Source organism: Pseudomonas sp. Root71, assembly GCF_001429045.1.
In the GTDB taxonomy this organism is placed as follows: Bacteria; Pseudomonadota; Gammaproteobacteria; order Pseudomonadales; family Pseudomonadaceae; genus Aquipseudomonas; species Aquipseudomonas monachiensis.
Genome location: NZ_LMHY01000027.1, coordinates 12,869 through 27,484 on the forward strand (window position 1 = coordinate 12,869; position 14,616 = coordinate 27,484).

Consider the following 14,616-nt stretch of genomic DNA (forward strand, 5'->3'; position numbering starts at 1 on the left):
AACATGTGGGAGCGGGCTTGCTCCCACATTGGTTTTGTGGATTGGCGCACCAGTGGATGGCAACCGTGCAAGGACATGCACTGTTATCGGACTTCAAGGACCTGTCGCGAGCCTGCTCGCGATAGCATCACCGCGGATTCATGTTTTGTTGTCTTGTTGGTCAGCAATTTGCATTGCCCTGTGCAAGCCAGAGAGCCCAGCCAACCTCACAACAAAATGGAGTTCCAATTCATGCACAACCGTCCGTTGAAGAAGCTGCTTTGCGCCGTTGCGGCAGCCATCGGTTTGAGCGCCAGCCTGACCGCCGCAGCCGCCGATCCGCTGAAAGTCGGCTTCGTCTATATCGGTCCGATCGGTGACCACGGCTGGACGTATCAGCATGAACAGGGGCGCAAGGAACTCGCGGAAAAACTCGGCTCGCAGATCACCACCAACTACGTGGAAAACGTCGCCGAAGGCGCCGACGCCGAGCGAGTGATCCGCAACATGGCCAAGGACAAATACGACCTGATCTTCACCACCTCCTTCGGCTACATGAACCCGACCGTGAAAGTCGCCAAACAGTTTCCCAAGGTGACCTTCGAACACGCCACCGGCTACAAGCAGGACAAGAACCTCGGCACTTACCTGGCGCGGACATACGAGGGCCGCTACGTCGGTGGCTTCCTCGCGGCGAAGATGACCAAGACCAAAAAAATCGGCTACGTCGCCTCGTTCCCGATCCCGGAAGTGATCCGCGACATCAATGCCATCCAACTGGCCCTGAACAAGTACAACCCCGGCACCGAGATCAAGGTGGTGTGGGTCAACTCGTGGTTCGATCCGGGCAAGGAAGCGGACGCCGCCAACGCACTGATCGACCAGGGCGTGGACGTGGTGTTCCAGCACACCGACAGCCCCGCGCCGATCCAGGCCGCCGAACGTCGCGGCGTGTATGCCGTGGGCTACGCTTCGGACATGGCGCACTTCGGGCCGAAAGCGGTGCTGACCTCCATCGTCAACGACTGGGGCCCGCACTACGTCCAGGCAACCCAAAGCGTGATCGACCATGACTGGAAACCCCAGGACTATTGGGGCGGTTTGAAGGAAGGCACCGTTGAGCTGCCGATCAGCGACCTGGTGCCTGCGTCGGTGAAGAGCGAAGCCGAGCAGCTCATTGCCGACATCAAGAGCGGTGCGCTGCAACTGTTCACCGGGCCGATCAAGGATCAGGCCGGGGTCGAGAAAATCCCGGCGGGCGCGAGCGCGACCACGGCGGAACTGGCGTCGATGAATTACTACGTGGAAGGCATGAAGGCCGAGATTCCGAAGTAAGTTCTCAGCCACAGCACAACTCCCCTGTGGGAGCGGCGGTGCGGCGATCCGACTTGCTCGCGAAGGCGTCATCACAGTCGATATAGATGTCGCCTGATACACCGCTTTCGCGAGCAAGCCCGCTCCCACATTGGATCTTCAGCGTTCTTAAGGACTGCGCATGAACCAACTCCCCATCATCGACATTACCCCGCTCTACAGCGACGACCCATCCGCCTGGCCAGCCGTGGCCGGGCAAATCGACCTCGCCTGCCGCGAGTGGGGATTTTTCTACATCAAGGGCCACCCGATCAGCACTGCGCGAATCGACGAACTGCTTGACCATACCAAGCGCTTCTTCGCCCAACCCACCGCCGAAAAGCTCAAGATCGACATCACCCAGACCCGTCACCATCGCGGTTACGGCGCCATTGCCACCGAGCAATTGGACCCAAGCAAGCCCAGCGACCTCAAGGAAACCTTCGACATGGGCCTGCACCTGCCGGCCGGGCACCCTGACGTACTGGCGGAAAAACCCTTGCGCGGGCCCAATCGCCATCCGTCCATCCCCGGCTGGGAAGCGTTGATGGAACAGCACTACATCGACATGCAAGCCCTGGCGCAAACACTGTTGCGGGCCATGACCATCGCGCTGGGGATTGAGCGCGATTTCTTCGACACACGTTTCAATGACCCGGTCAGCGTACTGCGGATGATTCATTACCCGCCGCGCCACACCGCCAGTTCCGAAGAGCAGCAAGGTGCCGGGGCGCACACCGACTACGGTTGTATCACCCTGCTCTATCAGGACGCCGCCGGTGGCTTGCAGGTCCGCAACGTCAAAGGCGAATGGATCGACGCACCGCCGATCGAAGGTACGTTCGTGGTCAACCTCGGCGACATGATGGCGCGCTGGAGCAACGACCGTTACCTGTCGACGCCGCACCGGGTGATCAGCCCCCTCGGCGTGGATCGTTACTCGATGCCGTTTTTCGCCGAACCGCACCCGGACACCCGCATCGACTGCCTGCCCGGCTGTCAGGACGCATTGCACCCGGCGAAATATCCGGCCACCACCTGCGCCGAGTTCCTGCTCTCGCGCTTCGCCGATACTTACGCTTATCGACGGGAACTGGAAACGATGTGATGAACCGCCTGGTCAGGTTTTACCAATTGTTGCGGCAACCCTCTGTAGAATGGCGACCATTGCACCTGATGAGAAAAGAATTATGTACGACTGGCTGAACGCCCTGCCCAAGGCAGAATTGCACCTGCACCTGGAAGGCTCGCTGGAGCCCGAGCTGTTGTTTGCCCTGGCCGAGCGCAACAAGATTGCCTTGCCATGGAACGACGTCGAAACCTTGCGCAAGGCGTATGCCTTCAACAACCTGCAGGAGTTCCTCGACCTGTATTACCGGGGTGCCGATGTGCTGCGCACGTCCCAGGACTTCTATGACCTGACCTGGGCGTACCTGCTGCGCTGCAAGGAACAGAACGTGATTCACACCGAACCGTTCTTCGACCCGCAGACCCATACCGACCGTGGCATCCCGTTCGAGGTGGTGCTCAACGGCATCGCCGCCGCGCTCAAGGACGGTGAGCAGCAACTGGGCATCACCAGTGGCTTGATCCTGAGCTTCCTGCGCCATCTGAGCGAAGACGAAGCACAGAAAACCCTCGACCAGGCGCTGCCGTTCCGCGATGCGTTCGTCGCCGTGGGCCTGGACAGCTCCGAGATGGGCCACCCGCCAAGCAAGTTCCAGCGCGTGTTCGACCGTGCCCGTCACGAAGGCTTCCTGACCGTCGCCCACGCCGGTGAAGAAGGCCCGCCCGAGTACATCTGGGAAGCCATCGACCTGCTGAAAATCCAGCGAATCGACCATGGCGTGCGCGCTATCGAAGACGAACGCCTGATGCAGCGAATCATCGACGAGCAGATCCCGCTGACCGTGTGCCCGTTGTCGAACACCAAGCTTTGCGTGTTCGATCACATGTCACAGCACAACATCCTCGACATGCTGGAACGCGGCGTGAAAGTGACCGTGAACTCCGATGACCCGGCGTACTTCGGTGGCTATGTCACCGAGAACTTCCATGCACTGCACACCCATCTGGGCATGACCCAGGATCAGGCCAGGCGCCTGGCGCAGAACAGCCTCGATGCGCGGTTGGTGAAACCGTAAGGTTCGGCGCCAATGCCCCGTGGGAGTGAGTACATTCGCTCCCGCAACGGTGCACTAAAGCGCCATCTCCAACTCGGTTTCCCGGGCAAAGCGACAGATCTCGCGTTGCCCGGAAGCCGTCACCTGCAAGGCTCGGGAATCGTTGGGCAGGCTCAACCACCCCGACTGCATGAACAACTGCAACAATGCCGCGCCCAGCGAGCCACCCAAGTGCGGACGTCTTTCGCTCCAGTCAGGGCACGCGCAGGCAACCCTGCCGTTGTGATGGGTCAGCGCCTGGATGAACACTCCCCGTGCCGCCAATTCCGTCGCGCCCTTGAGGGTGACCGTGACCCGCTGATCGAAGTGCTCGATCCAGCCAGCCTCGAGCAGTCGCTGATACAGATCGGCGGACAGGGTGCCTCCCATGTGATCGTCACACAGTCGGGCACTCAACAATGGCGAACGCACCGCCCGGGGTTTGACCAGAGGCGCATTGCGCTTGAATACGTCCGGAATATCCTGGGGGGCGCTGGCGAAGGTCGCGCTGGCCAGTGCTTCGATTGCCGCCCCGACCTCGGGAGCGGCCAGGCGGAAGAAGCGTTTGCGGCCGCGGTTTTCAACCTTCAGCAGACCTCCGGCCGACAAACGCCCCAAATGTGCACTGGCCGACGACGATGACAGACCGGCCAGCAATGCCAACTCTTCGGTTGTTCGCGCCGAACCATCCATCAAGGCCCACATCATTGCGCTGCGCTTTGGGTCAGCCAGCAACGTGGCGATCTGGCTGATGCAAGGTGCATGTTCCATGTATTCACTCCCTGTTGAATCGTTTCGTCTACTGCCCAGAGAAATCTTGACCAGTAATGTGTCGTCGGCCAATCCGTGGAAACTGCCATAAGCCCGGCAACGCCTTGCTCACTCATTTGCGCTGCCTGGTCGATGCTGCGTAGGCCAGAAGGATGACGTTCAGCCGGGCCGACTCGAACGTGGACCCGCCATTGGGGATCGACGCTACTGACATGATGAGGGCGCTAGTATATGCGGGTTGGTCGGCGGATCCTTTCCTCCGCCCGGCGTAGGTGGTGATCGTTCCTGAGGGAAATTTCTCTTTTTTCGTGCGACTAATGATCGATATCCGATAAGCCCGGAAATTGACTACTCAAAAGGGCGCATCGTCCGGCAAGCATTTCACGCAACAGGTTCACCGGCTTACTCAACTGTGCGCGATGGGCGCACAACAGATTCAACGGTGCGCGCTCACAGAGCAGTTCCGGCATCAGCACCTTCAAGCGGCCGGCCAGTACATCGGCGGCCACATCGAGCCAGGACTTGTAAGCGATCCCGGCACCTGCCACGGCCCAAAGGCGCACGACATCGGCATCGTCACTGAAACGATCGCCGCTGACGGTCAGGCTGACTTCGCGCTTGCCGTCGTGAAAACTCCAGTGATCGTGGACCCGGCTGCCGAGCATGTACAACAGGCAATTGTGCTGTGCCAGTTGCTCCAGATGCCGCGGCTCGCCATGCCGGGCCAGATAGCCGGGAGCGGCGCACAACACCCGGCGGTTCTGCGGGGCGATGGGCAGCGCCACCAGGCTGGAGTCCTCTGGTTCTCCGTAACGCAGGGCAATGTCTACCGGTTGGCGGAACAGGTCGGCGATGCGGTCCCCCAGCAGCAGGCGCACGGTGAGTTTCGGATGCTCGCGTTGAAACTCGTCGAGCCAGGGCAGCAGCAGATTGCGGCCAAAGTCCGATGGCGCCGACAGTTGCAGCACCCCGCTGACCTGGTCCTGACCACTGGCCAGCAATCGCCGGCCCTCGTCGAGATTGCTCAGGGCCGCGCGGGCGTATTCGAGAAAGCCCTCGCCTTCGGCGGTCAGGCGCAGGCTGCGGGTCGAGCGGGCCAACAATCGGGCGCCGAGTTGTTGTTCGATGCGCTTGAGCGCCGCGCTGGCCACCGCCGCTGACATGTCCATGCCCCGCGCAGCGGCGGACAGACTGCCCAGGTCCGCCGCCCGGACAAACAACTGCAAGTCATCGAAACGCAGCATCAGAGCTCCGATTATCAAAAAAATATTGAAAGAGACTGCTCTTTTAGCCGGTTTTATCTTCAGTAGAAATAGCCAATCATCTGCCCCATCGAATCTCTTCTTTATCAGTGTTCCGGAGCCGCCCATGAAAGCCATTGCCTACTACGCCTCGTTGCCGATCAGTGACGACCAGGCGCTGCAAGACATCGAACTGCCGGAGCCGGTCGCCGGCCCCCGCGACTTGCTGGTGGAAGTCAAGGCCATCTCGGTCAACCCGGTGGACACCAAGGTGCGCCAGAACGTCCAGCCTGAGGGCGGCGCGGCCAAGGTGCTGGGTTGGGACGTGGCCGGTGTGGTCAAGGCCGTGGGCAGTGAAGTGACGCTGTTCAAGGTCGGCGACAAGGTGTTCTACGCCGGCTCCATCGCCCGTGCGGGCGGCAACAGCGAGTTGCATGTGGTGGACGAGCGCATCGTCGGCCACATGCCGAAGACCCTCGGATTCGCCGAAGCCGCTGCCCTGCCGCTCACCGCGATCACTGCCTGGGAACTGTTGTTCGAGCGCTTGCAGGTAGCCGAAGGCAAAACCGATGAAGGCCAGAGCCTGTTGATCGTCGGCGCGGCGGGTGGCGTGGGCTCGATTCTTACGCAACTGGCTCACCAACTGACGGCCCTGAAAGTCATCGGCAGCGCTTCGCGTGCGCAAACCCAAAGCTGGGTAAAAGAGCTGGGCGCCGACCTGGTGATCGACCACAGCCAGCCACTGAGCGAAGCACTCAAGCATGCCGGTGTGGATCAGGTCACCCACGTCGCCAGCCTGACGCAAACCGACCATCACCTGGACCAACTGATCGAGGCTCTGGCACCCCAAGGCAAACTGGCGCTGATCGATGATCCCAAGTCGCTGGACGTGACCAAGCTCAAGCGCAAGAGCCTGTCACTGCACTGGGAGTTCATGTACACCCGTTCGCTGTTTGAAACCGCGGACATGATCGAGCAGCACAACCTGCTCAATCGCGTCGCCGGGTTGATCGATGCCGGGACATTGAAAACCACGGTTGGCGAACACTTCGGGACGATCAACGCGGCCAATCTGCGCCGGGCCCATGCCCTGCTGGAAAGCGGCAAGGCCAAAGGCAAGATTGTGCTGGAAGGATTCTGAAGCGCTGAAAAAAACCACCGCTGATTTCATCGCTTTCCGCTGTTTTCCGCCTGCGACCGGGCAATCCCGGTCGCAGGCAGCCTCTGTGGCCCCCTCGAAAAAGCCGCGTTTTTTTTAGTTACAAACCGTCAGTCAGACAGTTGATCCTTGTCACAATGGTGACCGTATACGGGACTACAATCGAATCTCCTGCGAGGCATTCTTTTACGAGACATCTTTTGCGAGAGGAGTTCGGCTATGAAGATCCTGATAAAAGAACTGGCAAAATCCCAATGGCAAGTTCGCTTAGACCAACATGCTGTGACGTTCCGCAGCGAAGCAGAAGCGCGCGCTTTCACGCGCACCCTTGAAGCCCGCATCCAGGCCCCTCACCAGATTCCCGTCCTCCTTGCGCAGCGTGCAGCCGGCTGACTCCGGCCTCAAACCTGGGCTTGCGCCAACGCCCGGGCATTTTGCAAACGCCGGGTGAGCACCGCTGCGCTCACCACCAGAATTCCACACAGGCTGATGACCATGGCCATGGGCACGGCACTGCCGTCGTGCAGCACGCCCACCAGTGCGGAGGCGCCGGCAGCCACGCTGAATTGCAGGCAACCGAGCAGCGCCGACGCGCTGCCGGCCCGTGCGCCCTGCCCGTTCATCGCACAGGCCGAGGCGTTGGGCAGGATGCAGCCGAGGCTGGCAATGCAGACGAACAACGGGAGCAACACCGGCCACAGTTGAGCGGTGTGCAGGGAGCTGATCGCGAACAGCGTCAGTCCGGCCGCCAGGTAAACCCACACGGCGCGCGCCAGCAAAAACGCCGGACCACGTTTGGCCAGCAAGCGGGCGTTGACCTGCGCCACCAGAATGAAGCCCGCCGCATTGATGCCGAACAGCCAGCCGAAATGTTCCGCCGGGACGCCATAGAGTTTGATGAACACGAACGGTGAACCGGCGATGTAGGCAAACATCCCGGCGATGGCGATGCCCCCGGTCAGGGCATGGCCAAGAAATATCGGGTCAGCCAACAACCGGCCGTACTGACGCAGCGCACCCGACAACGGTTGACGCGGCATGTGGGCCGGCATGCTTTCCGGCAATCCCGTCGCAACCGCCAGCCCCGCCAGCGCACTGAAACCGGTCAAGGCCAGGAAGATCGACTGCCAGCCTGTGGTGTTGACCAACAACCCACCCAGCAATGGCGCGAGGATGGGGGCAAGCCCCATCACCAGCATCAGCTGCGAAAAGACTTTCGCCGACCCTACCGCATCACACTTGTCGCTGACCACCGCCCGGGATATCACCATCCCCGCGCAGCCGCCCAACGCCTGGATGAAACGCGCGCCGATCAGCCATTCCAGGCTTGGTGCAAAGGCACACGCCACGGATGCAGCGGTGAACAGGCCGACACCGATGAGCAACGGAATGCGTCGCCCGAAACGATCCGCCACCGGGCCATAGGCCAACTGACCGATGGACAAGCCGAGGAAGTACACCGCCAACGTCATCTGAACGTGATTTTCGTCCGTCCCGAAAGCCTGGGCCATGGCCGGGAAGGCCGGAAGGTAGAAATCGATCGCCAGCGGACCGAAAGCGCTCAAGGCGCCGAGAATCAGAATGGTACGAAAGTTCATCAGGCATCCAGTGGGGCAGAAGTCGGCAGCCCGACAGTCTAGCCGCGCATGGACGCCTTGAACATTCCGGTAGCTCGCTAACTATCAAATTCAGGCCAGTTTGACGCCGTAACCCTCTTCACTGATCGCCTCGATCACCTGTTCGGCGGTCAGCGCACTTTCGACACCGACCTCCCTGGCCGCCAGATCGACCCGCACACTGGCCGCAGGGTCTTTAGCCTGGACTGCCTGGGTAATGGCCTTGACGCAGTGACCACAAGACATGCCTTCAACGTTGAACACTTGCATGGGATGACTCCTTTTCCGAGGGTTGAGCCCAGTTTCGAGCTTGCCACCATGGCAAGGTCAAGTTCTGAAGTTAGCTGCCGGGCTGGCAATCGGCGCGACGCTCGGCCAAGCTGCGTCCATCAATGACTCGAACTCAGGAGATTCAGCCATGCGCTGGTCAGTTTTCAGCCTGTTTGGCTTTCTCAGCCTTTTCGCCGCCGTGCCTTCGGTCAATGCCGCTCAGGATTATGGCGTGCTGATCATTTCCCGCGAGCGCCTGGAAGTCGCGACCAGCTGCGAGATCGGTGTGTACATCCAGGATCAACTGGCGGCACGACTGTTTCAGGAACAGAGCACCTCGTTCAACCTGCCGCCGGGCATCGTCTCGCTGCGCCTCAAGTTGCTTCCGGGTCAGATGCCGGGTTGCAATCCGGGCATGCTCGCTCCGGGCTCACAGGATATCCAGCTCAAGGCCGGGGATGTGCTCAAGTACCGGATCGCGATGACGCAGGAAGGGATGTACCTCAAGCGCACCGGTCTCGGCTACTGAGCGGCGGCTTGATCTGAATCATGGCACTTGACCTTGCCAGCATGGCAAGGTTGATCCTGTGGTCATCTACTACAGGGAGTGCGACCGATGTCCGAATCCACCACGTTCGACCTGCCGATTGCCGGCATGACCTGCGCCAGCTGCGCCGGGCGGGTCGAGCGCGCCTTGAGCAAAGTCATTGGCGCCAGTGCCGTCAGCGTCAACCTCGCCACTGAGCAGGCGCGGGTCCAGGCACCCAGCGACAGCTTGCCGGCCCTGATGGATGCCGTGGCCAAGGCCGGCTACAGCGTGCCGCAACAGAGCCTGGAACTGAGCATCGACGGCATGACCTGCGCGTCCTGCGTCGGTCGGGTCGAACGTGCGCTGGGCAAGGTGGCCGGTGTGAAAAGCGTCAGCGTCAACCTGGCCAACGAACGCGCCCACCTTGAACTGCTCGGCCAGGTCGATCCGCAGACCTTGATCGCCGCTGTGACAAAGGCTGGCTACAGCGCCAGCATCTGGGAAGCCGAACACCCGCCAACCGACAATCAGCAACAGCGCCTGCACCGCGAACGCCTGGCCTTGATCATCGCCTTTGCCCTCGCCTTGCCACTGGTATTGCCGATGCTGCTGCAGCCATTCGGTGTGCACTGGATGCTCCCGGCCTGGGCGCAATTCGCCTTGGCCACGCCGGTGCAATTTATCTTCGGTGCGCGGTTCTACGTCGCCGCCTGGAAAGCCGTGCGTGCCGGAGCCGGCAACATGGACCTGCTGGTGGCCCTGGGTACCAGCGCCGGTTATGGCTTGAGCCTGTACGAATGGGCCACCGCCGCCGGGCGCATGCCGCATCTTTATTTCGAAGCCTCGGCGGTGGTGATTGCCCTGGTGCTGCTGGGCAAGTACCTGGAAAGCCGCGCCAAGCGCCAGACCGCCAGCGCCATCCGAGCCCTCGAAGCCTTGCGCCCGGAACGGGCGATCCGGGTGACCGATGGCCACGAGCAAGACGTCGCCATCAGTGCCCTGCGCCTCAATGACCTGGTGATGGTCAAACCCGGCGAACGCTTCCCGGTGGACGGCGAAGTAGTTGAAGGCCAGAGCCACGCCGATGAGGCCCTGATCAGCGGCGAGAGCCTGCCGGTGCCCAAGCAGCCCGGCGACAAAGTCACCGGTGGCGCGATCAACGGTGAAGGCCGGTTGCTGGTGCGCACCCAGGCCCTCGGTGCGGAAACCGTACTGGCGCGGATCATCCGTCTGGTGGAAGACGCCCAGGCCGCAAAAGCGCCGATCCAGAAACTGGTGGATAAAGTCAGCCAGGTATTCGTGCCCACCGTGCTGCTGATTGCCCTGGCCACCCTGATCGGCTGGTGGCTGTACGGCGCGCCGATGGAGACCGCGCTGATCAATGCCGTGGCGGTGCTGGTGATCGCCTGCCCGTGCGCCCTGGGCCTGGCCACGCCGACGGCGATCATGGCGGGAACCGGCGTGGCGGCGCGCCACGGGATTCTGATCAAAGATGCCGAAGCACTGGAGCGTGCCCATGAAGTCAGCGCGGTGGTGTTCGACAAGACCGGCACCCTGACCTCCGGCGCCCCGCGCATTGCTCATCTGAATGCCATCGACGGGAATGAGGCGAGCCTGCTGCAATTGGCCGGCGCCCTGCAACGCGGCAGTGAGCACCCGCTGGCCAAGGCTGTTCTGGATGCCTGTACCGAGCGTGGATTGAAGGTGACCGATGTCAGCGACAGCCAGTCCCTGACCGGTCGTGGTATCGCCGGCAACCTCGATGGGCGTCGCCTGGCGCTGGGCAATCGGCGCCTGCTGGAAGACAGCGGCTTGCATGCAGGGCCATTGGCTGATTCGGCGACCGCGTGGGAAAGCGAAGGCCGGACCTTGTCCTGGCTGATCGAACAATCCCCCGAACCACAGGTGCTGGGCCTGTTCGCCTTCGGTGACACCCTCAAGCCCGGCGCGCTGCAAGCGGTGCAACAACTGAATGCACGGAACATCAGCAGCCACCTGCTGACCGGCGACAATCGAGGCAGCGCCAAGGCCGTCGCCGAGGCGCTGGGCATCCAGGATGTGCATGCCGAAGTGCTGCCGGCAGACAAAGCCGCCACAGTCGCCGCGCTGAAACAAACCGGCGTGGTGGCAATGGTCGGCGACGGCATCAACGACGCCCCGGCACTGGCCGCGGCCGACATCGGCATCGCCATGGGGGGTGGCACCGACGTCGCCATGCACGCGGCCGGCATCACCCTGATGCGCGGCGATCCGCGACTGGTGCCGGCCGCATTGGAGATCAGCCGCAAGACCTACGCCAAGATCCGGCAGAACCTGTTCTGGGCCTTCGTCTATAACCTGATCGGCATTCCGCTGGCGGCGTTCGGCTTCCTCAATCCAGTGCTGGCCGGTGCGGCCATGGCGTTGTCGAGCGTCAGCGTGGTGAGCAATGCGCTACTGTTGAAAACCTGGAAACCCAAGGACCTGGAGGACAACCGATGAACATCGGCCAAGCGGCCCGCCTCAGCGGCCTGAGTGCAAAGATGATCCGTTATTACGAATCCATCGGCCTGCTCAAGGCAGCCCATCGCACCGACAGCGGCTACCGGGTATACGGCGATGACGACCTGCACACCCTGGCGTTCATCAAGCGCTCGCGGGACCTGGGGTTTTCCCTTGAAGAAGTCGGCAAGTTGCTGACCCTCTGGCAAGACCGCCAGCGCGCCAGCGCCGATGTGAAAGCGTTGGCCCGCCAGCACATCGACGAGTTGAACCAGAAGATCCGCGAGTTGGGCCAGTTGCGCGACACCTTGCAGGACCTGGTCGAGCACTGCCATGGCGATCATCGGCCGGATTGCCCGATTCTGAAGAATCTGGAGTCGGGGTGTTGCCCCTGAAATAGGCCTATAGGTAGGAGCTGCCGAAGGCTGCGATCTTTTGATCTTAAAAAATCTGGATCAAAAGATCGCAGCCTTCGGCAGCTCCTACAAGGGATTGCCAGTTGGGCACAAAAAACCCGGCCGAAGCCGGGTTTTTCTTTAACCGATCACTGCATCCATGGCGGAGGCGGTTCTTCGGTCTTGCCCGGCGGAGCATCGTCCGCCGCGCGTACGGCTTGCTTGCGCTCTTCATCCAGGCGCGCGGCCTCGATCTCGCGCATGATGCCGCCCACGTCGGCCAGCTCTTGCGTTTCGGCGAACTCGCCGGTCAGGACACTGGCCGGGTGCAAGGTGCCGGCCTCGTACAAGGCCCACATTTCCTTGGCGTACCTGGTCTTCTTCAACTCCGGCGCAAACCGCCCGAAGTAGGACGCCATGTTGCCCACATCCCGCTCCAGCATGCTGAACGCGTGGTTGTTGCCCGCCGCGTCAACCGCCTGCGGCAGGTCGATGATCACCGGGCCAGTCGGCGTCAGCAGCACGTTGAACTCGGACAGGTCGCCGTGCACCAGACCGGTACACAGCATCAGCACGATCTGGGAAATCAGATACGCGTGATATTCGCGGGCCTGATCCGGCTCCAGCACCACATCGTTCAGACGCGGCGCGGCATCACCATACTCGTCGGCCACCAGCTCCATGAGCAGCACGCCTTCGAGAAAGTCGAACGGCTTGGGCACCCGCACACCGGCATTGGCCAGACGGAACAGCGCCGCCACTTCGGCGTTCTGCCAGGCGTCCTCGGTTTCCTTGCGGCCAAACTTGGAGCCCTTGGCCATCGCACGGGCCTGACGGCTGTTGCGCACCTTGCGGCCTTCCTGGTACTCGGCCGCCTGACGGAAACTGCGTTTATTCGCCTCCTTGTAGACCTTCGCGCAACGCAACTCGTTGCCGCAGCGCACCACATAAACAGCTGCTTCTTTACCACTCATGAGTGGGCGCAGCACCTCGTCGACCAGACCGTCCTCGATCAGGGGTTCAATGCGTTTTGGAGTCTTCATCAGCTTTTATTGTGGGTCCTTTATTACCAAACACGCGAAAGTCATTCGTTATACGGCAATCCACTCACGGGGGGGAGGGGTTGCCGACTTATGAACATTGCAGATGCACACAATGTACCGATTTCATCAGGTAAAACCGACGACCGCCATGGGTCGTTCCAGATCATAGCCGAGCCTGCGTCACTTGTTGTGCAGGGGCATTGAGGGCAATTGCGACAGAAGCTGACAACACAACTCATGCCTTCCGTAGGATTTTTCCCAACAGACCTCAATTTCCTCCGACAACGGCCGAAGCCCTAAGTGACAAAGTGATTTGTCCGACAATCGCTCCCCCAACAATAGCGATGCCGCACTCAAGGATCCGGGTTGACCAAGAACGTTTACGGCTGCCAATAAACCGCGAGTCATCTGCACTGCGTGGGCCGACAAGAAAATCTGGAGCGCGGATGAACATCAAACAGAAGTTGACCTGGGCGTTTGCAATCATCGCCTGCCTGCCCGTGGTGCTGGTCGCCACCCTCGTTGTGCTGAACCTGCGCAGTGATGCCAGGGACGAATTCGTCGACGGCAGTGCCCGCGAGATTCGTCAGGTCAGCAACGCCATGCAATTGTTCTTTGACGGCATCAGCCAGAACGTCGATTACCTGGCCAAGCAACCGCTGATCCGCAACTCCGACGACAGCCTCAAGACTTACATGGCCGCCAACGCCGAGAGCGTCCCCCAGGGCGAGGCGGACAAAAAAGTCTTCGCCCTGCTCCAGGACCTGGGCAACAGCCACCCGGCCTATGCCTATGCCATCCTCGGCACCGCGGCGGGCGGCTATGTGTCGTGGCCGGATGATCCGAAGCTCAATAACTACGACCCGCGCCAGCGCCCCTGGTACAAGGCCGCCCAGGCCAAACCGGGCAAGCCGTTCCGCACCGAGGCTTACTACTGGGCCCAGGACGACGCGACCTACGTCAGCACCGTGCGCACCATCGACAACAAACTGGGCACCAACGGTGGCGTGGTCAGCATCGACGTGACGCTCAAGCAGCTCACCGAAATCGTCAAGCAGATCAAGCTCGGTGAAACCGGCTACCTGATGCTGCTGGAAAACACCGGCATGGTCCTGGTGGACCCGAAACAACCGGAACACAACTTCAAACCGCTGAACAGCCTTGGCGACGGCTACGCGCAACTGGCCAAGGCCGGCAAGGGCCTGGTGGAAGTGGAGCTGAACGGCGAGCACTACATGGCCAACGTCTGGCCATCGGAGCAACTGGGCTGGACCTTCATCGGCCTGATCAAACAGGACGACGTGATGAGCTCCGCGACCCAGTTGACCTGGTTGATCGCCATCATCGCCGCCGTCCTGGCTGTCATCTTCGCCGTCGTCGGCGCCAGTTTCGCCAGCCTCATCGTGCGCCCGATCCGCAGCGTGGCCAGCGGCCTGGAAGGCATCGCCCAGGGCGAAGGCGACCTGACCCAGAACCTGCAAATCCGTGGCAACGATGAAACCGCGCAACTGGCCAACTGGTTCAACCAGTTCCTGACCGCGATTCGCAACCTGATCCAGAACATCGGCGGCGCGGCGGGCAAGATCCTCGCCACGTCCAAGAGTTCGACCCAGGTCT

General features: G+C 61.4%; 13 protein-coding genes and 1 pseudogene. 9 read left to right on the plus strand and 5 right to left on the minus strand.

Features of this window, described 5'->3' with window-relative positions:
- The first annotated feature begins 231 nt into the window (after positions 1–231).
- From ASD95_RS20580 to ASD95_RS20590, 3 genes are all read left to right on the plus strand, one after another.
- Positions 232–1,314, plus strand: coding sequence for a BMP family ABC transporter substrate-binding protein (locus ASD95_RS20580; RefSeq protein ID WP_056725220.1), 1,083 nt, complete (start codon positions 232–234; stop codon positions 1,312–1,314).
- A gap of 160 nt (positions 1,315–1,474) precedes the next feature.
- A complete protein-coding gene (locus ASD95_RS20585; RefSeq protein WP_056725221.1) occupies positions 1,475–2,440 on the plus strand; it encodes an isopenicillin N synthase family dioxygenase in 966 nt (321 codons plus the stop codon).
- Positions 2,441–2,522: 82 nt separating this feature from the next.
- Positions 2,523–3,476 carry an adenosine deaminase gene (locus ASD95_RS20590; RefSeq protein WP_008021924.1) on the plus strand — a complete coding sequence of 318 codons (954 nt, stop codon included), beginning with the start codon at positions 2,523–2,525 and terminating at the stop codon, positions 3,474–3,476.
- A 54-nt stretch (positions 3,477–3,530) separates the two neighbouring features.
- Here ASD95_RS20590 and ASD95_RS20595 read toward each other — a convergent pair whose 3' ends face one another.
- Together ASD95_RS20595 and ASD95_RS20600 are read right to left on the minus strand one after the other, a co-directional pair.
- Positions 3,531–4,265, minus strand: a complete 735-nt coding sequence (locus ASD95_RS20595; RefSeq protein WP_056725222.1) for a helix-turn-helix domain-containing protein — start codon at positions 4,263–4,265, stop codon at positions 3,531–3,533.
- Between the two features lie 314 nt (positions 4,266–4,579).
- Positions 4,580–5,509, minus strand: coding sequence for a LysR family transcriptional regulator (locus tag ASD95_RS20600; RefSeq protein WP_056725223.1), 930 nt, complete (start codon positions 5,507–5,509; stop codon positions 4,580–4,582).
- A gap of 124 nt (positions 5,510–5,633) precedes the next feature.
- Here ASD95_RS20600 and ASD95_RS20605 point away from each other — a divergent pair, with 124 nt between their 5' ends.
- Together ASD95_RS20605 and ASD95_RS29475 are read left to right on the plus strand one after the other, a co-directional pair.
- Positions 5,634–6,647: a zinc-binding alcohol dehydrogenase family protein gene (locus ASD95_RS20605; protein WP_056725225.1), complete on the plus strand. Its 1,014-nt coding sequence runs from the start codon at positions 5,634–5,636 to the stop codon at positions 6,645–6,647.
- 237 nt (positions 6,648–6,884) lie between these two features.
- Positions 6,885–7,058: a hypothetical protein gene (locus tag ASD95_RS29475; protein WP_008050343.1), complete on the plus strand. Its 174-nt coding sequence runs from the start codon at positions 6,885–6,887 to the stop codon at positions 7,056–7,058.
- 8 nt (positions 7,059–7,066) lie between these two features.
- Here the strand turns inward: ASD95_RS29475 and ASD95_RS20610 are convergent, their stop codons facing one another.
- Both ASD95_RS20610 and ASD95_RS20615 read right to left on the minus strand, forming a co-directional pair.
- A complete protein-coding gene (locus ASD95_RS20610) occupies positions 7,067–8,263 on the minus strand; it encodes a multidrug effflux MFS transporter (protein WP_056725227.1) in 1,197 nt (398 codons plus the stop codon).
- Between the two features lie 90 nt (positions 8,264–8,353).
- Entirely contained in the window at positions 8,354–8,551 is a 198-nt protein-coding gene (locus ASD95_RS20615; RefSeq protein WP_046043755.1) for a cation transporter, read from the minus strand.
- A 148-nt stretch (positions 8,552–8,699) separates the two neighbouring features.
- On the opposite strand from ASD95_RS20615, the gene ASD95_RS20620 reads away from it, so the two are divergent.
- From ASD95_RS20620 to cueR, 3 genes are all read left to right on the plus strand, one after another.
- Complete coding sequence (locus ASD95_RS20620; RefSeq protein WP_056725229.1) at positions 8,700–9,080, plus strand: hypothetical protein; 381 nt, start codon at positions 8,700–8,702, stop codon at positions 9,078–9,080.
- Between the two features lie 87 nt (positions 9,081–9,167).
- Complete coding sequence (locus ASD95_RS20625; RefSeq protein ID WP_056725230.1) at positions 9,168–11,561, plus strand: heavy metal translocating P-type ATPase; 2,394 nt, start codon at positions 9,168–9,170, stop codon at positions 11,559–11,561.
- Positions 11,558–11,956, plus strand: a complete 399-nt coding sequence (cueR, locus tag ASD95_RS20630; RefSeq protein ID WP_056725231.1) for a Cu(I)-responsive transcriptional regulator — start codon at positions 11,558–11,560, stop codon at positions 11,954–11,956. The genes ASD95_RS20625 and cueR overlap by 4 nt, the downstream gene beginning before the upstream one ends.
- Positions 11,957–12,105: 149 nt before the next feature.
- Here the strand turns inward: cueR and ASD95_RS20635 are convergent, their stop codons facing one another.
- Positions 12,106–12,999 (minus strand): PA4780 family RIO1-like protein kinase, encoded by an 894-nt coding sequence (locus tag ASD95_RS20635; protein ID WP_056725232.1) that lies wholly within the window; start codon positions 12,997–12,999, stop codon positions 12,106–12,108.
- A gap of 446 nt (positions 13,000–13,445) precedes the next feature.
- Between ASD95_RS20635 and ASD95_RS30390 the strand changes: the two are divergent.
- Positions 13,446–14,534, plus strand: a pseudogene (locus tag ASD95_RS30390) (cache domain-containing protein); the annotation flags it as partial.
- Positions 14,535–14,616: the final 82 nt, after the last annotated feature.

Bases quoted from the DNA above. Each gene is read 5' to 3' on its own strand.
- cueR (WP_056725231.1), top strand. From the start codon at position 11,558: ATGAACATCGGCCAAGCGGCCCGCCTCAGCGGCCTGAGTGCAAAGATG.
- ASD95_RS20620 (WP_056725229.1), top strand. From the start codon at position 8,700: ATGCGCTGGTCAGTTTTCAGCCTGTTTGGCTTTCTCAGCCTTTTCGCC.
- ASD95_RS20615 (WP_046043755.1), bottom strand. From the start codon at position 8,551: ATGCAAGTGTTCAACGTTGAAGGCATGTCTTGTGGTCACTGCGTCAAG.
- ASD95_RS20590 (WP_008021924.1), top strand. From the start codon at position 2,523: ATGTACGACTGGCTGAACGCCCTGCCCAAGGCAGAATTGCACCTGCAC.
- ASD95_RS20580 (WP_056725220.1), top strand. From the start codon at position 232: ATGCACAACCGTCCGTTGAAGAAGCTGCTTTGCGCCGTTGCGGCAGCC.
- ASD95_RS20600 (WP_056725223.1), bottom strand. From the start codon at position 5,509: ATGCTGCGTTTCGATGACTTGCAGTTGTTTGTCCGGGCGGCGGACCTG.
- ASD95_RS20635 (WP_056725232.1), bottom strand. From the start codon at position 12,999: ATGAAGACTCCAAAACGCATTGAACCCCTGATCGAGGACGGTCTGGTC.
- ASD95_RS20605 (WP_056725225.1), top strand. From the start codon at position 5,634: ATGAAAGCCATTGCCTACTACGCCTCGTTGCCGATCAGTGACGACCAG.
- ASD95_RS20625 (WP_056725230.1), top strand. From the start codon at position 9,168: ATGTCCGAATCCACCACGTTCGACCTGCCGATTGCCGGCATGACCTGC.
- ASD95_RS20610 (WP_056725227.1), bottom strand. From the start codon at position 8,263: ATGAACTTTCGTACCATTCTGATTCTCGGCGCCTTGAGCGCTTTCGGT.
- ASD95_RS20585 (WP_056725221.1), top strand. From the start codon at position 1,475: ATGAACCAACTCCCCATCATCGACATTACCCCGCTCTACAGCGACGAC.
- ASD95_RS20595 (WP_056725222.1), bottom strand. From the start codon at position 4,265: ATGGAACATGCACCTTGCATCAGCCAGATCGCCACGTTGCTGGCTGAC.
- ASD95_RS29475 (WP_008050343.1), top strand. From the start codon at position 6,885: ATGAAGATCCTGATAAAAGAACTGGCAAAATCCCAATGGCAAGTTCGC.